Genomic DNA, 24284 nt, shown 5'->3' with positions numbered 1-24284 from the left:
ATTCAGGCGGCGACGCCGGTCACGCTGAATATGGCGCTGTCAAACAGGCGCTCTATGGAGGAAAACGCTGCGCTGCTGACCGGGATGAAATCAGCGTTTCAACTTTCAAACGACAAGATTGCTCACATTGGCGACGTTCTCTCGATGACGATGAACAAAACCGCCGCCGATTTTGACGGACTGAGCGACGCACTGACCTATGCCGCGCCAGTGGCGAAAAATGCCGGGGTGAGCATCGAGCAAACCGCCGCAATGGTCGGTGCGCTGCACGACGCCAAAATCACCGGGTCAATGGCAGGTACGGGTAGCCGCGCCATTCTCAGCCGCTTGCAGGCTCCCACCGGAAAAGCGTTTGAGGCCATTAAGGAGCTCGGCGTCAAAACGTCCGACAGCAAGGGGAATACGCGCCCGATATTCTCTATCCTGAAAGAAATGCAGCGCAGCTTTGAGAAAAACAACCTCGGGACAAGCCAGCGCGGCGAGTACATGAAGACCATTTTCGGCGAGGAGGCCAGCTCGGCGGCGGCGGTACTGATGGAAGCAGCCTCAAGCGGCAAACTTGACCGGCTCACTGCCGCGTTTAAAGCCTCGGACGGTAAAACCGAGGAACTGGTTAAGGTTATGCAGGATAACCTCGGCGGCGACTTTAAAGAGTTCCAGTCTGCTTATGAGGCAGTCGGTACCGACCTTTTTGACCAGCAAGAGGACTCGCTGCGCAAACTCACCCAAACCGCCACGCAGTATGTGTTAAAACTCGACAACTGGATCAAAGATAACAAGGAGTTAGCGGAAACCATCGGCATTATCGCCGGTGGCGCACTTGCTCTGATTGGTATCATCGGCGGCATTGGTCTCGTTGCGTGGCCGGTTGTCATGGGGATTAACGCCATTATCGCCGCTGCTGGCGTGCTGGGTACGGTCTTTACTGTTGTCGGTAGTGCCATTGTGACAGCGCTCGGTGCAATTACCTGGCCGATTGTGGCCGTCGGTGCGGCGATTGTGGCCGGGGCGCTTCTCATCCGCAAATATTGGGAGCCCATCAGCGCATTTTTCTCGGGGGTGATTGAGGGCATCATGAGCGCCTTTGCACCGGTCGGGGAAATGTTCGCTCCACTGGCACCCATTTTTGACGGCCTCGGTGAGAAGCTGCGCGGCGTCTGGCAATGGTTTAAAGACCTGATTGCACCAGTCAAGGCCACACAGGAGACGCTTGATAGCTGCAAAAATGTCGGCGTTATTTTTGGTCAGGCACTGACCTCTGCCTTGATGGCTCCGCTTAATGTATTTAACAAGCTGCGCAGCGGTGTCGACTGGCTTCTCGAAAAACTCGGCATCATCAACAAAGAATCGGACAGCCTCGACCAGACTGCCGCCAAAACCAACGCCGCCACGCAGGGTAATTCCTACATCCCGGCAACCAGCACATATGGCGGCTATCAGGCTTATCAGCCAGTTACCGCACCGGCGGGGCGCTCCTACATCGACCAGAGCAAAAGCGAATACAACATCACTCTGCCGGGAGGTGTTGCGCCGGGGCATCAGCTTGACAGACAGCTACGCGACACGCTCGAACAGATTGAGCGCGAAAAGCGTGCGCGTCAGCGTGCCAGTATGGGTCATGACTGAGAGGAATAAACGATGATGCTTGCGCTTGGAATGTTTGTGTTTGAACGTCGCACCCTGCCTTATCAGTCGATGCAGCACTCGAAGGATTACCGCTGGGCGTCTAATGACCGGGTCGGTAAACCGCCTGCGTATCAGTTTCTCGGCGAGGGGGAAACATCCCGCCAGCTTGGCGGTACGCTTTACCCTGCTATTACCGGTGGTCGGATTTCCCTGAAAGCTGTTGAGCTGATGGCTGACGAGGGTAAGGCGTGGCCGCTGATTGAGGGTACGGGGGAGATTTTCGGTATGTATGTCGTCGATAAGGTATCGACAACACACACCGAGTTTTTTGATGACGGCGCAGCCAGAAAGATTGAATTCACACTTTCGCTGAAACGGGTCGACGAATCACTGACGGCCATGTTTGGCGACCTGAATAAACAGGCCAGCGAGCTTCTCGGCTCTGCCGGTAATCTGACCGATAAACTGCAGGGCGCGCTCGGAGGGCTGACCACATGATTACGGGCATGACCATTGACGCCGGTGCCAGTATTGCACCGGCATTTATGCTGACGCTGAACAGCCAGGACATTACCACCAATTTTAGCGACCGGCTGATTTCTCTCACCATGACCGACAACCGGGGCTTTGAGGCTGACCAGCTCGACATTGAACTCGACGACACCGACGGCAAAGTCGAGTTACCCCTGCGCGGGGCGGTGCTGACGCTGTGGCTTGGCTGGCAGGGTTCGGCGCTTCTGAATAAGGGCGATTTCACGGTCGATGAGATTGAGCATCGGGGCGCGCCTGATACCCTGACCATCCGGGCGCGTAGTGCAGATTTTCGCGGAACGCTCAATTCACGGCGTGAAGAATCATGGCACGACACCACCCTCGGTGAGCTGGTCAGCACCATTGCAAAGCGCAATAAACTGACGGCCAGCGTCGCGGATTCACTGAAAAAAATACCGGTACCGCACATCGACCAGTCGCAGGAGTCCGACGCCGTATTTCTGACCCGGCTGGCTGACCGAAATGGGGCTGCGGTGTCAGTGAAAGCGGGGAAACTCCTGTTTCTGAAAGCCGGTAGTGCGATGACGGCCAGCGGTAAACCCGTCCCACAAATGACGCTGACCCGCAGCGATGGCGACCGTCACCAGTTTGCCATTGCCGACCGTGGGGCTTATACCGGCGTAACGGCAAAATGGTTGCACACCAAAGACCCGAAGCCGCAAAAACAGAAAGTAACACTGAAACGTAAGCCAAAAGAGAAGCACCTGCGCGCACTGGAGCACCCGAAAGCAAAGCCGGTTAGCAAAAAGACAAAGGCCAAAAAAGAGCCGGAGGCGCGCGAGGGTGAGTATATGGCAGGGGAGGCCGATAACGTGCTGGCGCTGACGACTGTCTACGCTTCTAAGGCGCAGGCGATGCGCGCCGCTCAGGCTAAATGGGATAAGCTGCAGCGAGGCGTTGCGGAGTTTTCAATTACGCTGGCGCTTGGTAGGGCTGATTTATTCCCTGAGGTGCCGGTGCGCGTGTCAGGATTTAAGCGTGTCATAGACGAGCAATCTTGGTTAATCAGTAAGGTGACTCACAATCTAAATAATAGCGGCTTCACGACGGGCTTAGAGCTTGAGGTTAAACTCTCTGATGTGGAGTACAGCGCGGAATCGGATGATGAATAAAATGTATTCACAAAAAGTGAATTGATGATTATCATTGCTTCACGAATTGAGAATAAGGGGTGGGTTATGTTTCATTGTCCGAAGTGCCATCATGCCGCACATGCGCGAACAAGCCGCTATCTAACCGAAAATACGAAAGAGCGCTACCACCAGTGCCAGAACATCAACTGTAGTTGCACGTTTATGACAATGGAAACGATAGAGCGCTTTATTGTTACTCCGGGGGCCATTGACCCGGCACCGCCGCACCCGACTGTCGGTGGTCAGCGGCCATTGTGGCTCTGATAAATTTCCGCTAAATGCCCGCCGCGTGCGGGTTTTTTTATGCCCTCAGCAAAGTGGCGGTAAAAAATCCACCGCCATTCTATCGCCACTCGAAAACGAGGAAACAAAAAGGCCACTCGCGAGAGTGGCCTAACTGTATGTATTTACTGCTTAAATTTGGTGGCCCCTGTTGGGTTTGAACCAACGACCAAGCGATTATGAGTTCCTACCGGAACAACCGAAAATCAACACCATGCACAGCGTCAGCACCGCATGGTTAACGTTGAAGATATACTTCAGCACGTAGCCGACAATAATCAGCTGCACCACCGCCCGGCAGATACTCCAGATAATGTCTTTTTCCAGCGCCAGCTTTTCCCGGTAGCTCACCACAATGGCGACCAGCACCAGCACCATCGACAGCGCCAGTGATTGGTTCGTAATGATGTGTTCGTTATTCATGATCTGACTCCCTGACGCTCTGCGGGTGGGCTGGCAGCGTAATCACCTCATCCGCATGGCGAATTTCATCCTGGTCGTGAGTGACCCACAGCACCGCAACGTTTTGCTCACGCGCGTAGTGATGAATAATGTCGTTCACGTTGTTTTTATTCTGCTCGTCCAGCGCGCTGGTAATTTCGTCGAGCAACAAAACCTTCGGCAAAAATTGCAGATTGCGAATCAGCGACACGCGCTGCTTTTCTCCACCCGACAGCTCATTGATCGATTTTGACAACGTGTCTTCCGTCAACCCAAAGCGCGACAGCTGGGCCAGAAAACGATCCGGTTCCGGCTGCTGGTTGCGAATTTGCCAGGGAAAAATAAGGTTGTCATAGACCGTATCGCCAAACAGCGCGGGGGTTTGCGCGCAGTAAGAAACCTGCTGACGATAGGCTTCCGGCGTCAGGCTGTTAATATCCTGCCCGCTAAACAGAATCTGCCCGCTGCTCGGCGAAAGCAGCGAGGCGATGATTTTTAATAAGGTGCTTTTGCCGCAGCCTGACGGGCCGGTAATCAGCTTAAATTCACCGGGGGCCACGCTGAGGTTGATATTATCAAGGACCGTTTTCTCGCCAATATGAAAGCTCACCTGCTTAAGCTGTAAAATCGCGCTATTTTCCGTCATTGCCTTTCTTTGTCCCGTTTTTTTCTTTTATCCGTTTAGTGTAACCCCAATTAATTTCAGGGGGCGAATTTCACCGCCATAGCCGATATACTTGTTGAAGTTATGGACAGTAAAACAGGAGGTTTTATGCTGGTGTTTATCCCTATTCTTATCTTCGTCGCCCTGGTGGTGGTTGCCGCGGGTGTCAAAATCGTGCCGCAGGGCTATCAGTGGACGGTTGAACGTTTTGGCCGCTACACCAAAACCCTGCATCCTGGCTTAAGTCTTGTCGTGCCGTTTATGGACCGTATTGGCCGCAAAATCAATATGATGGAGCAGGTTCTCGACATCCCATCGCAGGAGGTTATCTCTAAAGACAACGCCAACGTCGCCATCGACGCCGTGTGCTTTATTCAGGTGATCGACGCGCCAAAAGCGGCGTATGAGGTCAGCAACCTGGAGCTGGCGATCATCAACCTGACGATGACCAACATTCGTACCGTGCTCGGCTCCATGGAGCTCGACGAAATGCTTTCCCAGCGCGATAACATCAACACCCGCCTGCTGCATATCGTCGATGAAGCCACCAATCCGTGGGGGATTAAAATCACCCGTATTGAGATCCGCGACGTGCGCCCACCGGCGGAGCTTATCGACGCGATGAACGCGCAGATGAAGGCCGAGCGTACCAAGCGCGCCTACATTCTGGAAGCCGAAGGGATCCGCCAGGCGCAGATCGTCAAAGCCGAAGGGGAAAAACAGGCGCAGATTCTCACCGCAGAGGGCGAGCGTCAGTCCGCGTTCCTGCAGGCAGAAGCCCGCGAGCGTTCCGCAGAAGCGGAAGCGCGCGCCACCAAAATGGTCTCTGAAGCGATTGCCGCCGGGGATATTCAGGCGATTAACTACTTTGTGGCGCAAAAATACACCGATGCCCTCCAGCAGATTGGCTCGGCGAATAATAGCAAGGTGGTGATGATGCCGCTGGATGCCAGCAGCCTGATGGGGTCTATCGCCGGGGTTGCCGAGCTGATTAAAGACAGCAGCCGCGACCGGAAATCATCATGATCGCGCTGGTGCTGGCGCCCCCACATATCTTCTGGCTGAGCCTCGGTGGCCTGCTGCTGGCGGCGGAAATGCTCGGCGGCAGCGGCTATTTGCTGTGGAGCGGCGTGGCCGCGGCGGCAACCGGGCTGATTACCTGGGCGCTGCCGGTCGACTGGGCGTGGCAGGGTGTACTGTTTGCGGTGCTGACCCTGCTGGCGGCCTGGCTGTGGTGGAAGTGGCTCACCCGCCGGGGCGATAAGCAGCGCCCGGCGGAGGGCCGGCTAAACCAGCGCGGCCAGCAGCTGTTAGGCCAGCGTTTTACCCTCGACAGCGCGCTGGTTAACGGCCGTGGTCATATGCGCGTCGGCGACAGTTCATGGCCGGTGCAGGCCGACGATGATCTGCCCGCGGGTAGTAAAGTGGAGGTGATTGCGGTGGAAGGGATCGTGCTGCGCGTCAGGCTCGCCCCTTCCCGCTAACGTTATGCCGTGGATTTGCGATGGCAGCAGCCGGAGAGATTATCAATAATCGGGCAGTCGGCGCTGTCATCACCCGGGCAGGCGGCGGCAAGCGACAGCAGCTGATCGCGCATCGCCTGCAGGTCGCTGATATGGCGCTCAATATCCGCCACCTTCTGTAGCGTATAGGCTTTGACGTCGGCGCTGTGGCGCTCCGGGTCGTTAAACAGATTCACCAGCTCGCCGCACTCTTCCAGATTAAAGCCAACCTGCCGCGCCTGGCGCAGCAGCGTAAATTCATCCAGATGCTTTTGCGTATAGCTGCGGTAGCCGTTCTCGCTGCGCAGCGGCGGCGTCACCAGCCCTTTCTCTTCATAAAAGCGAATGGCTTTGCTGGTCAGGCCGGTTTTTTTGGCAACATCACTGATATTCACGTTTCCCCCTTGACCTTCCCCTTGCTGGAAGGTTTAACCTTTCTCACTGTAGACCAAAAGATGAATTTGGTCACCCATCAATTGAGGAGAGGAATATGTCTCAAACTATCGATCTGGCGCTGGACGGACTGTCCTGCGGCCACTGCGTCAAACGCGTGAAGGAGAGCCTGGAACAGCGCCCTGACGTTGACCATGCGGACGTCACCATTGAAGCGGCCCACGTCACCGGCAGCGCCAGCGCCGAGGCGCTGATTGAAACCATTAAACAAGCCGGTTACGGCGCGGAGCTCAGCCACCCAAAGGCTAAACCGCTGGCAGAGTCATCACTCCCGTCGGAAGCACTGACAGCGGCCGCCCCTGAGCTTCCGGCAGCACAGGAACTGGATGACAGCCAACAGCTGCTGATCAACGGTATGAGCTGCGCCAGCTGCGTTTCCCGCGTACAGAACGCCTTGCAGGCGGTACCGGGCGTGGTACAGGCACGGGTAAATCTGGCGGAGCGCACGGCCCTGGTGATGGGCAGCGCTTCCGCCGGTGATTTAGTCCAGGCCGTCGAGAAAGCGGGCTACGGCGCGGAAGCGATTGAAGACGACCTCAAACGCCGTGAACGCCAGCAGGAAACCGCCCTCGCCACCATGAAACGTTTTCGCTGGCAGGCGATTGTCGCCCTGCTGGTCGGCGTACCGGTGATGGTCTGGGGAATGATCGGCGACAATATGATGGTCACCGCTGATAACCGTTCGCTGTGGCTGGTGATCGGCCTCGTCACCCTGGCGGTGATGGTGTTTGCCGGCGGTCATTTTTACAGCAGCGCGTGGAAAAGCCTGAAGAACCGCACCGCGACGATGGATACCCTCGTGGCGCTCGGTACCGGCGTCGCCTGGCTGTACTCGATGAGCGTCAACCTGTGGCCGCAGTGGTTCCCGATGGAAGCCCGCCACCTCTATTACGAAGCCAGCGCCATGATTATCGGTCTCATTAACCTCGGCCATATGCTGGAAGCGCGGGCGCGCCAGCGTTCATCGCGGGCGCTGGAAAAATTACTCGACCTGACGCCGCCGACCGCGCGGGTCGTTACCGACGACGGTGAAAAAACCGTGCCGCTGGCCGACGTACAGCCGGGGATGATCCTACGCTTAGCCACCGGCGACCGGGTTCCCGTCGACGGTGAAATCAGCCAGGGCGAAGCCTGGTTTGATGAGGCCATGCTCACCGGCGAGCCGATTCCGCAGCAGAAAGGCGACGGCGACAGCATTCACGCCGGTACGGTGGTGCAGGACGGCTCGGTATTGTTCCGCGCCAGCGCCGTCGGTAGCCATACCACTCTGTCGCGCATTATCAAAATGGTGCGTCAGGCGCAAAGCAGCAAACCGGAAATCGGCCAGCTGGCGGATAAAATTTCCGCCGTGTTCGTGCCGGTGGTGGTGGCGATTGCCCTGTTCAGCGCCGCGATCTGGTACGTCTTCGGCCCGGCGCCGCAGATTGTTTACACGCTAGTGATTGCCACCACGGTGCTGATCATCGCCTGTCCTTGTGCACTAGGTCTGGCAACGCCGATGTCGATTATTGCCGGGGTGGGCCGCGCTGCCGAATACGGCGTGCTGGTCCGCGACGCCGACGCGCTACAGCGCGCCAGCGAACTGACCACGCTGGTGTTTGATAAAACCGGTACGCTGACGGAAGGTAAACCGCAGGTTGTGGCCGTGAAAACGCTGGGGGCAATCAGCGAACCGACCGCGCTGCGCCTGGCCGCCGCGCTGGAACAAGGTTCGAACCACCCGCTGGCGCGCGCCATTCTGGAAAAAGCGGCCGATAACGCGCTGCCGCAGGTGAGCGCCTTCCGCACCCTGCGCGGGCTGGGCGTCAGCGGGGAGAGCGACGGCCACCGCCTGCTGCTGGGCAACCAGGCGCTGATGCACGAACAGCAAATCGATACTCGCGAACTGGACGACGAGCTGGCACAGCAGGCCGCTCAGGGGGCCACGCCGGTGCTGCTCGCCATTGATGGTCAAGCCGCCGCGCTGTTCGCCATACGCGATCCGCTGCGTAGCGACAGCGTCGCCGCACTCCAGCGCCTGCATCAGGAAGGCTACCGTCTGGTGATGCTGACCGGCGATAACCCGGTAACCGCCAACGCGATTGCCAAAGAGGCCGGTATTGATGAGGTGATCGCCGGCGTGCTGCCAGACGGCAAAGCGCAGGCGATTAAAGATTTGCAGGCGCAGGGCCAGAAGGTGGCGATGGTCGGCGACGGTATCAACGACGCCCCGGCGCTGGCGCAGGCCGACGTCGGTATCGCGATGGGCGGCGGCAGCGACGTGGCGATTGAAACCGCCGCCATTACGCTGATGCGCCACAGCCTGGTGGGCGTAGCCGATGCGCTGGCAATTTCCCGCGCCACGTTGCGCAACATGAAGCAGAACCTGCTCGGCGCCTTCGTCTATAACTCGCTGGGTATTCCGATTGCCGCGGGGATCCTCTGGCCGTTAACCGGTACGCTGCTCAACCCGGTGGTTGCCGGGGCGGCGATGGCGCTTTCTTCCATTACGGTCGTGAGCAACGCCAACCGCCTGCTGCGGTTTAAACCTAAAGCTTAGCCCTACCGCCCCGCCCGTTTTCGGACGGGGCGCGTTTGCACCTTTCCCCCCGGCGCGCTAGCATGGCATTTTCCTTCCAGGGAGCGCGGATGAGTCTGTTAAATCAACTACAACGTCTATGGCGAACCCTGCGCGGCTCGCCCTACGGCTGGCCGGCGCTTGATATCTCGCTGCCCGGCGGTCGCCACCTGCATCTGGTGGGCAGCATCCACATGGGCACGCGTGATATGGCGCCGCTTCCGGCAAAACTGTTGCAGAAGCTGCGTCAGGCCGACGCATTGATTGTGGAAGCCGACATTTCCGGCAGCGACACGCCGTTCAGCGATCTGCCAGAATACCCGCCGTTAGCCGAGCGCCTGAGCGCCGGGCAGCTCAGCGAACTGGAAAAACGGCTCGAGGAACAGGGGATGTCGCTGGCCCGTATTGATAATCAGCCGTTATGGCAGATAGCCATGGTGCTACAGGCTACCCAGGCGCAAAGACTGGGGCTGCGACCGGACTACGGCATTGATTATCAGCTGCTGCAGGCCGCGCGCGAGGCTGCACTACCGGTGCAGGAGCTGGAGGGCGCGGACAGCCAGGTCAGCCTGCTTTGCCATCTCCCCGACGGCGGCATGGCGCTGCTCGACGATACGCTGACGCACTGGCATACCAACGCGCGGCTGTTGCAGGTGATGATCGGCTGGTGGCTCGAGCAGCCGCCGACCAACGGCGGCACGACGCTGCCCAATACCTTTAGTCAGTCGCTGTATGATGTGCTGATGGTGAAACGTAATGAAGCCTGGCGCGACGCGCTGCTGGCGCTGCCGCCGGGCCGCTACGTGGTGGCCGTGGGGGCGCTACATCTGTACGGCGAAGGTAACCTGCCGCAAATGCTGAAATAAAAAAATGGCCAATATCTCTATTGGCCCGTCAAAGAGGAATTTCATCATTATTATTATCCCGGAGTATTCACTCCGGATCTTCCGATTGTCGCTCAAAGTTGCTGCAACTGCCAATACCTATTGCGCAAGATTATACTATTTTTTAGTCCGTTTCAGGGCGTATGCTGGCGGCATACCCTGTTTGTAGTAAGAAGGAACGCTATGACTCCCGCAGTTAAGTTACTCGAAAAGAACAAGATCCCGTTTAGCATTCATACCTACGATCACGATCCGAATGAAACTAACTTTGGTGATGAGGTGGTGCGTAAATTAGGACTCAATGCCGATCAGGTTTACAAAACGCTGCTGGTCGCCATCAATGGCGATATGAAACAGCTGGCGGTGGCGGTTACGCCAGTCGCCGGGCAGCTGGATCTGAAAAAGGTGGCAAAGGCGCTAGGGGCGAAAAAAGTCGATATGGCCGATCCGATGGTGGCCCAGCGCGTCACCGGCTATCTGGTTGGCGGTATTAGCCCGCTGGGGCAGAAAAAACGGCTGCCGACGGTGATTGATGCGCCGTCGCAGGAATTTTCTTCGATTTATGTCTCCGGCGGCAAGCGCGGGCTGGATATCGAGCTGGCGGCCAGCGATTTGGCCAAAATTCTTGGTGCGACGTTTGCGGATATTGCGCGACGGGATTAAACAGACGGTTCTCCCCTCACCTAAACCCTCTCCCCAAAGGGAGAGGGTATTGGACAACGCCCGAGCTTACTGCCAGCTCACTTCCCCTTTCGGTTCGTAAGCATTCACATCCAGCGGCGAATTCTGCTCGATATACTGTTTCAGCACCTCGGCATCGATAAACCCGGTATTCACATAGCCCGGTTTACCGTCGATCTTCGGATAGCCGTCACCGCCGGTGGCGTTAAAGCTGAGCGTCGCCAGACGGTAGGTTTTCGCCGGGTCGACCGGTTCGCCTTTGATTTTCAGGTCCTGAAGCTGGCCGTTCTTCGCTACAAAGCTGACGTTGGCAAACTGCGGATAAGCACCGGAATCCGGCTTCATCTGCGCCACGGCGGTCAGGTATTCCACCACCTCTTTGCCGCTCATGTCGGCATACACCACCACGTTGCCGAACGGCTGCACCTTCAGCACGCTCTTGTAGGTGATATTGCCCGCTTCGATGGAATCACGAATGCCGCCGCCGCTCATCACGCCAAAGTCTGCGCCGGTACGCGCCATCTGCGCCGCCAGAATCAGGTGGCCCATATTGGTCTGCACGAAGCGCACTTTGCTGCGGTCACCTTCCAGATGCCCGTTCACGCTGCCCACTTTAACCTCGAGCTGCGCCTTGCCTTTGCTCTGGAACGGCGTCAGCAGCGAGAGCATTTGCGCGTTTTCCGGGATTTGTGGGGTGTAAAGTACGCGCTCACTCTGCCCGTTATCGTAGGTGACCTTCTTCTTCAGGTTCACCGGGATCAGCTGATAGTGCACCATCTTCAGCTCACCGTTGCGGAATTCAAAGTCGGCGCGGCCGACGTACTTGCCCCACTCGTGGGCCTGCACAATCCAGATACCGTTCTGTTTGTCCGGCGCGCACGGGGTGCCCGGCACGTAGTCGACCTGCTTTTTATTCTCCGAGGCCATGCACACCGGGTCCTGTGAGTGACCACCCACAATCATCGCCAGCGCGCCGGCCGGCAGGCTGCGCGCCATCTCCACGTCACCCGGCGCATTAGAGCCGTGTTCGCCGTTATCGTAGTGGCCCATATGGGTCGCCGCCAGAATCAGGTCAGGCTTCTCTTTCTGCTGTAATTCCTGAATCACCAGCTTCGCTTCTTCCGCCGGTTTGCGGAATTCAATATCGGTGAAGTATTCCGGATTGCCAATTTTAGCGGTGTCATCGGTGGTTAAACCAATTACGGCAATTTTCAGATCCTGGCGTTTAAAGATTGCCCACGGTTTAAACAGGCGTTCGCCGGTGCTTTTCTGATAAATATTGGCGGAAAGGAACGGGAATTTGGCCCACTTTTCCTGCTGACGTAAAACGCTCAGCGGGTTATCGAACTCGTGGTTGCCGACGGCCATCGCGTCATAGCCCACCAGGTTCATGCCGCGGAAGTCCGGCTCGGCGTCCTGCAGGTCCGACTCCGGCACCCCGGTATTAATATCGCCGCCGGACAGCAGCAGCACGCTGCCACCCTCTGCCGCCACCTCTTTACGAATGCCGTCGACCAGCGTTTTTTGCGCGGCCAGGCCGTACTCGCCGTATTCACTGCGCCAGAAGTGCCCGTGGTGATCGTTGGTATGCAGAATGGTGATTTTATACGTTTTATCTTGCTGATAGGCCTGTGAAGGCAGGCTGACTAACGACAGTGCAGCCAGCATCGCCAACGCCACGCCCCGTTTAACGAATCGCATGTTTCTCTCCCTGAGTGAATAACACCGCCGAAATTACAACGCTCTGAAATATTAGTCTAATTTGTTTTCAGAAATGAGACTTCCTTCAAACGTCTTAGACAGGTATCTTAGTCTGATAATTATTATTAAAGCGTTTATCCCCAACATCGCACTACCAAATATAAGTGGAACCTATGGCAATCTCTGAAACCAGCCCTACGCGGCCTGGCCCATCTGCGTCTTCGCAAAAGGGCCGAACCTCATTCGGAATCCTGGGAGCAATCAGTCTCTCCCACCTGCTCAACGATATGATTCAGTCGCTGATCCTGGCGATTTATCCGCTGCTGCAGTCCGAATTCTCTCTGACCTTCGTGCAGATTGGGATGATTACCCTCACCTTCCAGCTCACGTCATCGCTCTTCCAGCCGGTCATCGGCTATATCACCGATAAGCGTTCGATGCCGTGGTCGCTGCCGGTGGGCATGTGCTTTACCCTGAGCGGGCTGGTGCTGCTGGCGCTGGCGGGCAGCTTCGGTACGGTGCTGCTGGCCGCCGCGCTGGTCGGGACCGGCTCCTCGGTGTTCCACCCGGAATCCTCCCGCGTGGCGCGGATGGCCTCCGGCGGCCGCCACGGGCTGGCGCAGTCAATCTTCCAGGTCGGCGGTAACTTCGGCAGCTCGCTGGGGCCGTTGCTGGCGGCGGTCATCATTGCGCCGTACGGTAAAGGCAACGTCGCCTGGTTCGTGCTGGCAGCGCTGCTGGCCATCGTGGTGCTGGCGCAGGTCAGCCGCTGGTACGCAGCGCAGCATCGTCTGGCAAAGGGGAAACCTAAAGCAACGATTATCAATCCGCTGCCAAAGAACAAAGTGGTTCTCGCGGTTTGTATCCTGCTGATGCTGATTTTCTCGAAATACTTCTATATGGCGAGCATTAGCAGCTATTACACCTTTTATCTGATGCAAAAATTCGGATTATCGGTACAAAACGCGCAGATTCACTTGTTTGCCTTCCTGTTTGCCGTCGCCGCAGGTACGGTTATTGGTGGGCCTGTTGGGGATAAGATTGGTCGTAAATACGTAATTTGGGGCTCTATCCTCGGCGTTGCGCCATTCACCCTTCTTTTACCCTATGCAACCCTGTGGTGGACGGGTATTTTGACGGTGATTATTGGATTTATCCTCGCCTCGGCGTTTTCCGCCATTCTGGTGTACGCGCAGGAGCTATTACCGGGCCGTATCGGTATGGTTTCTGGGTTATTCTTCGGCTTCGCCTTCGGCATGGGTGGCCTTGGTGCTGCGGTCCTGGGGCTGGTTGCCGACCACACCAGTATCGAGCTGGTTTATAAAATATGTGCTTTCCTGCCACTTATCGGGATGTTGACCATATTCTTACCTGATAACCGCCAAAAACACTAAGTTCCGGGCAGCCAAACCTCTGTTTTGGCTGCCGCTCTTCTCCCTGCAACCTCGCATCCTCTCTGACTTCTTAGATCTAATTTTCATTTTTGTGCCATTTACTCTTAAAAATTCAATTTTTTAGCTAAATTCAAGAATTATTCACAAACAAAATAGTGGAAATTGTCATAAACTATTACGAGGTTTTTTGGTTTTCAGTCTGTTGCGGCACTCTGCGCCAAAAATGGGACCACGCATAACGACGAAAGGAGACGGAATGCATCACGCCACACCGCTAATTACCACCATTGTTGGTGGCCTTGTGCTCGCTTTTTTCCTTGGCATGATTGCCAATAAGTTAAGAATTTCACCACTGGTAGGTTATTTATTAGCGGGCGTACTGGCCGGACCGTTTACTCCAGGATTTGTTGCTGATACCAAACTGGCGCCAGAACTGGCGGAACTCGGCGTTATTCTGCTGATGTTCGGCGTAGGCCTGCATTTCTCATTGAAAGATCTGATGGCGGTAAAGTCGATCGCCATTCCCGGCGCGATAGCGCAGATAGCCGTCGCCACGCTGCTTGGGATGCTGCTCTCCACCTTCTTAGGCTGGTCAATGATGACCGGCATCGTCTTTGGCCTGTGTCTGTCTACCGCCAGTACCGTGGTGCTGCTGCGCGCGCTGGAAGAACGGCAGCTTATTGATAGTCAACGTGGGCAAATCGCCATTGGCTGGCTGATCGTTGAAGATCTGGTGATGGTCCTGACGCTGGTCCTGCTGCCCGCCGTCGCCGGCATGATGGAAAAAGAGAATATCGGTTTCGCCTCGCTGGCCATCGATATGGCGATCACCATCGGTAAAGTGGTGGCGTTTATTGCCATCATGATGCTGGTTGGCCGCCGCCTGGTGCCGTGGATCCTCTCCCGCAGCGCCGCTACCGGCTCGCGTGAACTGTTTACCCTGTCGGTGCTGGCGCTGGCGCTCGGCATCGCCTTCGGCGCGGTGGAGCTGTTTGACGTCTCCTTTGCGCTCGGCGCGTTCTTCGCCGGAATGGTGCTGAACGAGTCCGAACTTAGCCACCGCGCGGCGCACGATACCCTGCCGCTGCGCGATGCGTTTGCGGTACTGTTCTTTGTCTCCGTTGGGATGCTGTTTGATCCGCTGATTCTAATCGAGCAGCCGCTGGCGGTGCTGGCAACGCTGGCGATTATCATCTTTGGTAAGTCGCTGGCGGCGTTCGGCCTGGTGCGCCTGTTCGGCCACTCCCAGCGCACCGCGCTGACCATCGCCACCAGCCTCGCGCAGATTGGTGAATTCGCCTTCATCCTGGCCGGTCTGGGCATGGCGCTGGATCTGCTGCCACAGGCCGGGCAAAACCTGGTGCTGGCTGGCGCAATCCTGTCGATTATGCTTAACCCGGTGCTGTTCACCCTGCTGGAGAAATACCTCGAGAGAACGGAAACCCTTGAGGAGCAGACGCTGGAAGAGGCGCTGGAAGATGAGAAACAAATTCCGGTGGATATCTGCAACCACGCGCTGCTGGTCGGCTATGGCCGGGTAGGCAGCCTGCTGGGCGAGAAGCTGATGGCCCAGGGTATCCCGCTGGTGGTGATTGAAACCTCGCGCACCCGCGTGGATGAACTGCGCGAGCGCGGTATTCGCGCCGTGCTGGGCAACGCCGCCAACGAAGAAATTATGGCGCTGGCGCACCTCGACTGCGCCCGCTGGCTGCTGCTGACCATTCCAAACGGCTATGAAGCCGGGGAAATCGTCGCCAGCGCCCGCGAGAAGTGTCCGCATCTGGAGATTATCGCTCGCGCGCATTACGACGATGAAGTGGCGTATATCAGCGAGCGCGGCGCTAACGAAGTGGTGATGGGTGAGCGTGAGATAGCAAAAACCATGCTCGGGTTGTTGAGCGATCCGCCGTTGAAAGAGGCGGTTAGCGGCTAATCCGGCGAGATCCCGGCGTCGCGACGCTCGGCCGGGCTACATCACGCACATTTGAAGACCGTAGCCCGGGCGAGCGCAAGCGACCCCGGGACCACAACGCGCGAATTAACGCTCCCAGTACGCCTCTTCGAGGCTATCTTCCTTCTCCGGCAGGCCGCGCGTCAGACGCGGCGAATGCTGGTTCAGCACCTGATAACTTACGCGGTTAGCATACTTACACACCTGCGCCAGCGACGAGTAGGTCAGCCAGCTATGCTGATGCTTGCTGGAGTTCGGCACATTGCTGCGATGGTAGGCGTTGGCGGTGATATCGTGCAGCAGCGCTGCCAGCGCGCCGTCACCCGCGCCGTTGGTGTTCATAATCTTCTCTGGCCCGCCCATAAACGGCGCGATATGCGAGTAGATGCGCAGCGGCTGCTGGCAATCCTTGTAGCGCACCGCGCGGCTGAATTCGTACTGGTTAAACTCGGCGATCGCCCCCGGCAGCAGCGGATGCTGGGTTTTACGCTTCGCTTCATCCTCGGTAAAGCCCGCCATATACAGCCCGGTCGGCCCGGCGGTGCACAGCACCAGATCCACCCAGTTCAGCGCTTTATCCGCCGCCTGTAACGGGTCGCTCAGGCCGGTCAGCGCTTCCGCCTCTTCTTCATTCATCGCCAGAATCGACACGTGATCTTTGATAAAGCTCTGCCACCATTCCGGGCTATCGGCGATCACAAACTTCGTCCCCAGCGTCAGCACCACCGGTACGTCGTGTTTTTTCGCGTAGGCAATGGCCTGCATGGTGGCGTCCGGCATCGGCTCGCCAGGCTTACAGCGCACCAGGTAGGAGGTCAAAACCAGCGCGGAGGCGCCGGCAATCACCGATTCCGGTACGCTTTCCGGGCGCAGCTTATTCATATGACCCGGGCTAATGGCAAAAGTACGCTCGCCGCTGTCGCTAATCAGCGTGAAGCAGCGGCCAATCGGCCCATCAACGCCCTGTAAATGGTTAAGATCGGTACGGCTGGAGGTATTACACAGGTAACGGTAGGCATAGCCGCCAATTTCAATGTTGCTGCACATGACGCCCAGCAGCACCGAACGGTCGTCCGCCAGCACCGAATAGTTGTGCATGGTGTTGCCGATGGTGCCACCGGCAAACTGATGGGTAATCAGATTTTCGTGCACCAGCTCCTGGTACAGCGCTTCCGCGACATCGTCCTCAATCACCAGCGAATGCCCGGCGCTCAAACCGTAGCGCTGAATAAACGCATCGTCGACTCTGGCTTCAATATCCACCAGCGTCTGGTCGATACCAACAACCCACGCGGTGCTGGTTTCACTTTCAGGTTGAATCTGCTGGAGCAGCGGATCGCGCGCGTTGACGGGGAAGTAATGTTTAGATTTGCGTTTACCGGGAAATTTCATGGTGATTTCTGGATGGCTATGAACAGGCGGGGAATAGTAGCACACTCCCCCGCCCGCTTGCGATTAGCGATACGACGCGGTCAGATTCACCATCATTTCGATATGCGCGGCATCGTCATTGAGCGCCGGAATGTACTCATATTTCTGCCCGCCCGCTTCCAGGAACAGCTCGCGGTTCTGCACCGCAATCTCTTCCAGCGTCTCCAGACAGTCGGCCGAGAAGCCCGGGCACATCACCTGAATATGCTTCACACCCTTCTCGCCGAGCATTTTCAGCGTTTCGTCGGTGTACGGCGTGAGCCAAGGTTCACGGCCAAAGCGCGACTGGAAGGTCATCATCACCTTATCCGGCGAAATGCCGAGCGCGGAGACCAGCTCGCGCGTGGTGTCGCGGCAGCGCTGCGGATAATCATCGCCTTCGTGCGCGTAGCGCTGAGGGATACCGTGGTACGAGAGCAGCAGCAGCTCCGGCTCACCGTGGCGCTCGAACGAGGCGCGCGCGCTGGCGGCCAGCGCCTCAATATAGCCATGGTCGGTGGCGTAATCGCGGATAAACGATACGCTCGGAATAGCGCGTTTGGTTGCCAGGATCCGCGCCAGTTCATCCCAGACCGCAGCGACGGTCGAGCAGGAATATTGCGGATAGAGCGGCAGTACGATGAGCTGGTCAACGCCCTGCGCCAGCAGCTCGTCCACCGCGCTTTGCAGCGACGGCGTACCGTAGCTCATGCCCAGCACTACCGGCACGTCCGGCAGACGCGCGGCCAGTGCCTGCTGCTGACGGCGGCTATAGACCATCAGCGGTGAGCCCTCTTCCATCCAGACGGAGGCATACAGCTTCGCCACCCTCGGGGCGCGAATGGGCAGAATCACGCCGCGCAGTAACGGCCACCACAGCAGGCGAGGCGTATCAACGACGCGCTTATCGCTCAAAAACTGTTTCAGATAGCGTTTAATGGCTTCGGACGTGGGTGCATCGGGCGTGCCGAGGTTAACCAGCAGGATACCGGGTTTCTTATGATGCATTACCGCCTCTTATCGATTCAAATTGTTGATAATTGTAGCGGAAAAGCGGGGAAGAAAAACTAATTGCTGTGAGAGGTGGAGAGAGAATTTTGCCTGATGGCGCTGCGCTTATCAGGCCTACGGGAGAGTGTAGGCCGGATAAGGCGTTTACGCCGCCATCCTGCATCGGATGGCGGCACAACATTAGCCGAGAATTTTTTCCAGCTCTGCGCGCACGTCAGCCACGGCCTGAGTGCCGTCAACTTTCGCGTATTGGGTGTTACCCGCCTGCGCTTCTTTGGAGTAGTAGCCGATCAGCGGCGCGGTCATCTGATGGTATTCCACCAGGCGCTTACGCACGGTCTCTTCCTGATCGTCTTTCCGGGTGGTCAGCTCTTCGCCGGTGACGTCGTCTTTACCTTCAACCTTAGGCGGGTTGAATTTGATGTGGTAAACGCGGCCAGAAGCGGCGTGTACGCGACGACCGACGATACGGTCAACGATCAGCTCGTCCGGCACGTCGAATTCCAGCACGTAGTCCACGTTGATGCCCGCTTCTTTCATGGCGTCAGCCTGAGGAATAGTGCGCGGGAAGCCGTCCAGCAGGAAACCGTTACGGCAGTCTTCCTGAGCGATACGCTCTTTGACCAGCGCGATGACCAGCTCATCGGTCACCAGTTTGCCGGCGTCCATGATGTCTTTCGCCTGTTTACCCAGCTCGCTGCCGGATTTAACGGCGGCGCGCAGCATATCACCGGTGGAAATTTGCGGAATGCCATATTTCTCCATGATGAACTGTGCCTGAGTTCCTTTACCCGCGCCAGGTGCGCCAAGCAGAATGATACGCATTGCGAAAATCCCCTCAAAGGTTGTCAATATTTTTAAAAAAGCGCTAAAAGATACCACCAGAACGGCGATGGCTCAAGGAAGGTGACCAGGCTGAAACGGTTAATGGTGTGATATTTTGCGTATGGAGGGCTGTATGACGACAACCCGGCGTCACTTCGTTCGGCCGGGCTACGTTTCAGTGGTAGCCCGGCCGAGCAACGCGACGCCGGGAAGAATGGGGTAAAACTTATGACACCAGCAGCTGGTTCATACGGCGGATAAACTGGTTCGGATCTTCCAGCGTCCCGCGTTCAGCAAACAGCGCCTGGTCAAGCAGCAGTTCAACCCACTCTTTAAACTGCCCTTCGTCCTGGGTATCGGCGGTGCGTTTCACCAGCACGTGGTCCGGGTTCAGTTCAAAGATGTATTTCACTTCCGGCGCGGCCTGGCCCGCAGCGGCGAACAGTTTCGCCATCTGGGTACTCATTTCGTCGGCGTCGGTGGTGACGATAGCCGGGGTGTCGGTCAGACGGTGGGTCAGACGCACCTCTTTCACGCGGTCGCCGAGTAGGGTTTTCACGCGCTCAACGAACGGGGTCAGCGCTTTTTCCGCTTCTTTGGCGCTCTCGTCCACTTCATCCGCCAGCTTGTCGATAGACTCGTCAGCTTTAGCGACGGACTGGAACGGCTTGCCGTCGAACTCGGTCAGGTAGTTCATCATCCACTCATCGATGCGGTCGGAAAGCAGCAGCACTTCGATGCCTTTCTTACGCAGCAGCTCCAGGTGCGGGCTGCTCTTCGCCGCGGCGTAGCTGTCGGCGGTGATGTAGTAGATTTTCTCCTGCCCTTCTTTCATGCGCGACACATAGTCGGCCAGCGACACGTTTTGCTCGGAAGAGTCGGTGTGGGTAGAGGCGAAGCGCAGCAGTTTGGCGATCGCTTCCTGGTTGCCATTATCTTCCGCCGGGCCTTCTTTCAGCACCAGACCGAACTGTTTCCAGAAGGTCAGGTACTTCTCAGCGTCGTCTTTCGCCAGCTTGTCGAGCATCTGCAGCACGCGCTTGGTCAGGGCGTTACGCAGGTTACGGGTGACGGTGCTGTCCTGCAGGATTTCACGGGAGACGTTCAGCGGCAGATCGTTGGAATCGATCAGCCCGCGCACGAAGCGCAGGTAGTTCGGCATAAACTGCTCGGCGTCGTCCATGATAAAGACGCGCTGCACGTACAGCTTCAGGCCGTGTTTATGATCGCGGTTCCACATATCCCACGGCGCCTGCGACGGGATGTACAGCAGGCTGGTGTACTCCTGCTTACCTTCCACGCGGTTGTGGCTCCAGGTCAGCGGGTCGGTAAAGTCGTGGGCGATGTGCTTGTAGAATTCTTTGTATTCGTCGTCGTTCAACTCGGCTTTGTTGCGCGTCCACAGCGCCTGTGCTTTGTTGATTTTCTCCCAGGAAACCACGGTTTCGCCGTCTTTCTCTTCGGATTTTTCAATTTCTACCGGCAGCGCGATATGGTCGGAATATTTGCTGATGATCGAACGCACGCGCCAGTCGTCGAGGAACTCATCTTCGCCTTCGCGCAGGTGCAGGGTGATTTCGGTACCGCGATCGTCTTTGGTGATATCCGCCACGGTGTATTCGCCCGCGCCTTCGGATTCCCAGAACACGCCGTTTTCTGCGCTATCGCCCGCCGCACGGGTGCGCACGGTGACTTTATCCGCCACGATAAACGCCGAGTAGAAGCCGACGCCGAACTGGCCGATCAGCTGGCTGTCTTTCGCCTGGTCAGAGCCCATAGATTCGAGGAATGCTTTGGTGCCAGATTTGGCGATCGTCCCGAGATGATCAATCACCTCGTCGCGATTCATACCAATGCCGTTGTCGGCGATGGTCAACGTACGCTTATCTTTATCGAAGGAGACGCGTACGCGCAGCTCGCCGTCGCCCTCATACAGATCCGGGTTGGACAGCGCGCGGAAGCGCAGCTTGTCGGCGGCATCTGAAGCGTTAGAGATAAGCTCACGCAGGAAGATTTCTTTATTGGAATACAGAGAATGGATCATCAGGTGCAGAAGCTGTTTTACTTCTGACTGAAAGCCACGTGTTTCTTGTCCTTTCATTGCAAAATACCTCAATGGTGATTACAAGGTAAAAAAAAGCGATGAGAGGAAAATGGGGATGGGGTGTGAGGATTTCAAGCGAGAGCAGAAAATCCTGCTCTCGTTTGATTAAAAACGAATCTTATGGCGCCCGGCCAGCGAGTGCGACAGCGTGGTGCCGTCGACCATCTCCAGCTCGCCGCCAACCGGCACACCGTGGGCGATTCGGCTGGCTTCAACGCCATATTGCGCGCATAGCTCGGCGATATAGTTAGCGGTCGCCTCCCCTTCCACCGTCGGGTTGGTGGCGAGGATAATCTCCGTGAGCTGCTCCGTTTCCAGACGCTGCTCAAGGCGGTCGAGGCCAATATCGTCCGGGCCAATGCCGTCCAGCGGCGACAGATGCCCCATCAGCACGAAGTAGCGGCCAGAAAACTGCCCGGTCTGCTCAATGGCGTAGATGTCCGCCGGACTCTCCACCACGCAGATTTGGCCGTTTTCCTGGCGACGCGGGTTCGCACAGATGTTACACACCTCCTGCTCGGTGAAGGTGCGGCAATCGGCGCAGTGGCCGATTTCTGACATCGCGCGCGTCAACGACTGCGCCAGGCGCATCCCGCCGCTGCGGTCACGCTGCAGCAGGGTAAACGCCATGCGCTGCGCCGACTTCGGGCCAACGCCCGGCAGACAGCGCAGCGCTTCCATCAGCTGAGTTAACAGCGGACTGGTTTGCATCAGAACGGCATCTTGAAGCCTGGCGGCAGCTGCATACCGGAGGATACAGAGGCCATTTTCTCTTTCTGGGTTTCATCAATACGGCGCGCCGCATCGTTGAACGCCGCAGCGACGAGATCTTCCAGCATCTCTTTGTCGTCTTCCAGCAGGCTTGGGTCGATTTCAACGCGACGGCAGTTATGCGCGCCGTTGATGGTCACTTTGACCAGACCAGCGCCAGATTCGCCGGTAACTTCCAGTTGGGCGATTTCTTCCTGCATTTTCTGCATTTTGTCTTGCATCTGCTGGGCCTGTTTCATCAGGTTACCCAGACCGCCTTTACCAAACATAGGCTTCTCTCTCAGTAGGTCACGTTAAAAAATACCGACCGTAAGCGCGGCTTACGGTCAAATGGGGCGGATACTTTCTTCATCCAGGTCCGCGTCGAAGAATCGGCGCAGGGCCTGGATATTATTATCCGCGATAATCGACTCGCGCGCCTGCGCGAGCTTCTCTTCATAAATGGCCTGTCGCCACTCCAGCGGCGTACGCACCGCCGGATTATCATCTTCCACGATGGTCAATTCAACCGGCGAACCGTATAAAGTGGCCATCGCTTCGGCCAGCTTTTGCTTCGCGCCGGGTGAATTAAGGTGCCGCTGGGTGGGGCGCAGATGCAGGCACACCGTATTGCCGTCCTGCTCTTTCCACGCGTTGAGCGCCACCTGCTCGACCAGTTTCGGCAGCGCCATCTGGCTCACCTCCGCCGCCCAGGGGTCACGCGCTAATGATTCCGCCGCCAGCTTCGCCGACAGTTCCGGCGTTTTTTCGTGCTCCAGCGCTTTCTTCAACGCTTTCGGCGTGGCGACTTCTTCTTTTTTGACTTCTACAACCGGCGTGGTCGCTTTCCAGCGATAGGCCTCTTTTTTCGCCGCCGGTGGGGTCAACGCGGACGGTGCCGGGCGCGCCTGAACGCGTTCGGACACCGAAGCCAGTCTTTCCAGCGCAGCGTTATTCACCGGCCGCGCGCGGGAAGCGGCTGCCGGTTCACTCTTTTTTGGGGTGGTTGCTCCCTGACTGCTTTGCTGCAGCTGACGTCGCGCGGCCAGCACCTGATTGGTGGAGTCTGGCAGCGGCGCGGCTGCAGGCGGCGGCGTCATCGGTGCCGATGAAGGCATTGGCGCTGGCTGTTGCGTCACCGGCGCATAGGCCGGCGCAAACGTCTGCTGCGGCCTTTCCGGCTCCGGCAGCGGCGCATTCGGATGAAATGCCAATGCGCGCAGCAGGGTCATTTCAATGCCCATGCGGCGATCCGGCGCGTACGGCAGCTCTTTGCGGCCGATCAGCAGCGTTTGATAGTACAGCTGCACGTCAGTCGGCGGCACGGTACGCGCCAGATTACGCATCCGCTGTTCAATCGCCGCCATATCGCTGCCCAGCGCCGCAGGCGACAGCTGAACCATGGCAATACGGTGCAGCAGGCTCTGCATTTCAATCAGCAGCGCTTCCCAGTCGACGCCGCGCAGCGCGGCATCGTTAACCAGCTCCATCGTCCGCTCGCCGTTGGCGGCCACCAGCGCTTCAATCAGCGACAGCGCCTGATCGTCGTCGAGCGTGCCGAGCATCTCGCTGACGGAGACGGTAGTTAGCTGGCCTTCGCCGCTGGCAATCGCCTGATCGGTGAGGCTTAACGCATCGCGCAGGCTACCGTCCGCCGCGCGCGCCAGCAGCTGCAGGGCGCGAGGCTCGTGAACGATATGCTCTTCGTCGAGGATATGCTCAAGCTGATGGCGAATCTGCTCAACGTCCAGCGCCTTCAGGTGGAACTGGAGGCAGCGCGACAGAATGGTCACCGGCAATTTTTGCGGATCGGTGGTGGCCAGCAGGAATTTGACGTGCGCAGGCGGCTCCTCCAGCGTCTTCAACAGGGCGTTGAAACTGTGGCGGGAGAGCATGTGCACTTCGTCGATCAGATAGACCTTAAAGCGACCGCGCGCAGGCGCGTACTGGACGTTATCCAGCAGGTCGCGGGTATCTTCGACTTTGGTTCGCGAGGCGGCGTCGATCTCAATTAAATCGACGAAACGCCCCTGCTCAATTTCGCGGCAGTTATCACACACGCCGCAAGGCGTGGCGGTAATGCCGGTTTCGCAGTTCAGCCCCTTCGCCAACAAGCGGGCGATAGAGGTTTTCCCGACGCCACGGGTGCCGGAAAAGAGATATGCGTGATGAATGCGCCCTAACGATAAGCCGTTCGCCAGTGCGGTCAGCACATGTTCCTGGCCGACGACGTCAGCAAAGGTTTGTGGGCGCCATTTTCGGGATAAGACCTGATAACTCTTTGGCAGGCTCTGAAACGCTGGAAGGTGGATTCACGAAGGGATAATGCTACCACAGCCCCGCCGGATCGGCGAGGCTATGTA

General features: G+C 57.5%; 21 protein-coding genes, 2 pseudogenes and 1 other annotated feature. Of the genes and pseudogenes, 12 read left to right on the top strand and 11 right to left on the bottom strand.

Going from position 1 to position 24284, the window contains the following annotated elements; genetic code table 11:
* The 4 genes from ACK5JN_RS22005 to ACK5JN_RS21990 all read left to right on the top strand — a co-directional run.
* On the top strand, positions 1–1626 hold a 1626-nt coding region (locus tag ACK5JN_RS22005), incomplete at its 5' end, for a phage tail tape measure protein (RefSeq protein ID WP_416872086.1).
* Between the two features lie 12 nt (positions 1627–1638).
* Positions 1639–2124 carry a phage tail protein gene (locus tag ACK5JN_RS22000; RefSeq protein WP_212456063.1) on the top strand — a complete coding sequence of 162 codons (486 nt, stop codon included), beginning with the start codon at positions 1639–1641 and terminating at the stop codon, positions 2122–2124.
* Positions 2121–3290 carry a phage late control D family protein gene (locus ACK5JN_RS21995; RefSeq protein ID WP_416872085.1) on the top strand — a complete coding sequence of 390 codons (1170 nt, stop codon included), beginning with the start codon at positions 2121–2123 and terminating at the stop codon, positions 3288–3290. The genes ACK5JN_RS22000 and ACK5JN_RS21995 overlap by 4 nt, the downstream gene beginning before the upstream one ends.
* Before the next feature lie 66 nt (positions 3291–3356).
* Positions 3357–3575 carry a DNA-binding transcriptional regulator gene (locus ACK5JN_RS21990; protein WP_023135249.1) on the top strand — a complete coding sequence of 73 codons (219 nt, stop codon included), beginning with the start codon at positions 3357–3359 and terminating at the stop codon, positions 3573–3575.
* 225 nt (positions 3576–3800) lie between these two features.
* On the opposite strand, the pseudogene ACK5JN_RS21985 reads toward ACK5JN_RS21990, so the two are convergent.
* Positions 3801–4016: pseudogene (locus tag ACK5JN_RS21985) on the bottom strand (ABC transporter permease); the annotation flags it as partial.
* A complete protein-coding gene (gene fetA / locus ACK5JN_RS21980) occupies positions 4009–4680 on the bottom strand; it encodes an iron efflux ABC transporter ATP-binding subunit FetA (protein ID WP_416872084.1) in 672 nt (223 codons plus the stop codon). The gene fetA and the pseudogene ACK5JN_RS21985, both read right to left, overlap by 8 nt.
* Before the next feature lie 126 nt (positions 4681–4806).
* Between fetA and ACK5JN_RS21975 the strand changes: the two genes are divergently transcribed.
* Entirely contained in the window at positions 4807–5724 is a 918-nt protein-coding gene (locus ACK5JN_RS21975; protein WP_064548038.1) for an SPFH domain-containing protein, read from the top strand.
* Positions 5721–6182, top strand: coding sequence for an NfeD family protein (locus ACK5JN_RS21970; protein WP_416872083.1), 462 nt, complete (start codon positions 5721–5723; stop codon positions 6180–6182). The genes ACK5JN_RS21975 and ACK5JN_RS21970 overlap by 4 nt, the downstream gene beginning before the upstream one ends.
* 2 nt (positions 6183–6184) lie before the next feature.
* Here ACK5JN_RS21970 and cueR read toward each other — a convergent pair whose 3' ends face one another.
* Positions 6185–6595 carry a Cu(I)-responsive transcriptional regulator gene (gene cueR / locus ACK5JN_RS21965; protein WP_416872082.1) on the bottom strand — a complete coding sequence of 137 codons (411 nt, stop codon included), beginning with the start codon at positions 6593–6595 and terminating at the stop codon, positions 6185–6187.
* A gap of 95 nt (positions 6596–6690) precedes the next feature.
* Between cueR and copA the strand changes: the two genes are divergently transcribed.
* The 3 genes from copA (at position 6691) to ybaK (ending at position 10757) form a co-directional block, all read left to right on the top strand.
* Positions 6691–9192: a copper-exporting P-type ATPase CopA gene (copA, locus tag ACK5JN_RS21960; RefSeq protein ID WP_416872081.1), complete on the top strand. Its 2502-nt coding sequence runs from the start codon at positions 6691–6693 to the stop codon at positions 9190–9192.
* An 89-nt stretch (positions 9193–9281) separates the two neighbouring features.
* The gene (locus ACK5JN_RS21955; RefSeq protein WP_416872080.1) at positions 9282–10076 is read left to right on the top strand and encodes a TraB/GumN family protein; all 795 of its coding nucleotides are present in this window, start codon (positions 9282–9284) and stop codon (positions 10074–10076) included.
* Between the two features lie 201 nt (positions 10077–10277).
* Positions 10278–10757: a Cys-tRNA(Pro)/Cys-tRNA(Cys) deacylase YbaK gene (ybaK, locus tag ACK5JN_RS21950; protein ID WP_416872079.1), complete on the top strand. Its 480-nt coding sequence runs from the start codon at positions 10278–10280 to the stop codon at positions 10755–10757.
* Positions 10758–10823: 66 nt separating this feature from the next.
* Here ybaK and ushA read toward each other — a convergent pair whose 3' ends face one another.
* The gene (ushA, locus tag ACK5JN_RS21945) at positions 10824–12476 is read right to left on the bottom strand and encodes a bifunctional UDP-sugar hydrolase/5'-nucleotidase UshA (protein WP_416872078.1); all 1653 of its coding nucleotides are present in this window, start codon (positions 12474–12476) and stop codon (positions 10824–10826) included.
* 173 nt (positions 12477–12649) lie between these two features.
* Between ushA and ACK5JN_RS21940 the strand changes: the two genes are divergently transcribed.
* Positions 12650–13870 carry an MFS transporter gene (locus ACK5JN_RS21940; RefSeq protein ID WP_416872077.1) on the top strand — a complete coding sequence of 407 codons (1221 nt, stop codon included), beginning with the start codon at positions 12650–12652 and terminating at the stop codon, positions 13868–13870.
* Positions 13871–14126: 256 nt separating this feature from the next.
* Positions 14127–15803, top strand: coding sequence for a YbaL family putative K(+) efflux transporter (ybaL, locus tag ACK5JN_RS21935; protein ID WP_416872076.1), 1677 nt, complete (start codon positions 14127–14129; stop codon positions 15801–15803).
* A 105-nt stretch (positions 15804–15908) separates the two neighbouring features.
* On the opposite strand, the gene ACK5JN_RS21930 is transcribed toward ybaL, so the two are convergent.
* Both ACK5JN_RS21930 and hemH read right to left on the bottom strand, forming a co-directional pair.
* Positions 15909–17213, bottom strand: coding sequence for an inosine/guanosine kinase (locus tag ACK5JN_RS21930; protein ID WP_416872075.1), 1305 nt, complete (start codon positions 17211–17213; stop codon positions 15909–15911).
* A gap of 63 nt (positions 17214–17276) precedes the next feature.
* Positions 17277–18239, bottom strand: coding sequence for a ferrochelatase (gene hemH / locus ACK5JN_RS21925; RefSeq protein WP_416872074.1), 963 nt, complete (start codon positions 18237–18239; stop codon positions 17277–17279).
* A gap of 86 nt (positions 18240–18325) precedes the next feature.
* Here hemH and ACK5JN_RS21920 point away from each other — a divergent pair.
* Positions 18326–18400, top strand: a pseudogene (locus ACK5JN_RS21920) (hypothetical protein); the annotation flags it as partial.
* Between the two features lie 22 nt (positions 18401–18422).
* On the opposite strand, the gene adk reads toward ACK5JN_RS21920, so the two are convergent.
* From adk to dnaX, 5 genes are all read right to left on the bottom strand, one after another.
* A complete protein-coding gene (adk, locus tag ACK5JN_RS21915) occupies positions 18423–19067 on the bottom strand; it encodes an adenylate kinase (protein ID WP_106930550.1) in 645 nt (214 codons plus the stop codon).
* Positions 19068–19293: 226 nt separating this feature from the next.
* The gene (gene htpG / locus ACK5JN_RS21910; protein ID WP_416872073.1) at positions 19294–21168 is read right to left on the bottom strand and encodes a molecular chaperone HtpG; all 1875 of its coding nucleotides are present in this window, start codon (positions 21166–21168) and stop codon (positions 19294–19296) included.
* 108 nt (positions 21169–21276) lie between these two features.
* Positions 21277–21882, bottom strand: a complete 606-nt coding sequence (gene recR / locus ACK5JN_RS21905) for a recombination mediator RecR (protein ID WP_416872072.1) — start codon at positions 21880–21882, stop codon at positions 21277–21279.
* Positions 21882–22211, bottom strand: a complete 330-nt coding sequence (locus ACK5JN_RS21900; protein ID WP_064548013.1) for a YbaB/EbfC family nucleoid-associated protein — start codon at positions 22209–22211, stop codon at positions 21882–21884. Before ACK5JN_RS21900 ends, recR begins: the two co-directional genes overlap by 1 nt.
* 57 nt (positions 22212–22268) lie before the next feature.
* Positions 22269–24209 carry a DNA polymerase III subunit gamma/tau gene (dnaX, locus tag ACK5JN_RS21895; RefSeq protein ID WP_416872090.1) on the bottom strand — a complete coding sequence of 647 codons (1941 nt, stop codon included), beginning with the start codon at positions 24207–24209 and terminating at the stop codon, positions 22269–22271.
* Positions 22875–22939, bottom strand: a sequence feature (DnaX frameshifting element). (Overlaps the previous gene by 65 nt.)
* Positions 24210–24284: the final 75 nt, after the last annotated feature.

Source organism: Kluyvera sp. (assembly GCF_047971185.1).
In the GTDB taxonomy this organism is placed as follows: domain Bacteria; phylum Pseudomonadota; class Gammaproteobacteria; order Enterobacterales; family Enterobacteriaceae; genus Kluyvera.
This window is presented reverse-complemented; position numbering and strand designations above follow the sequence as displayed.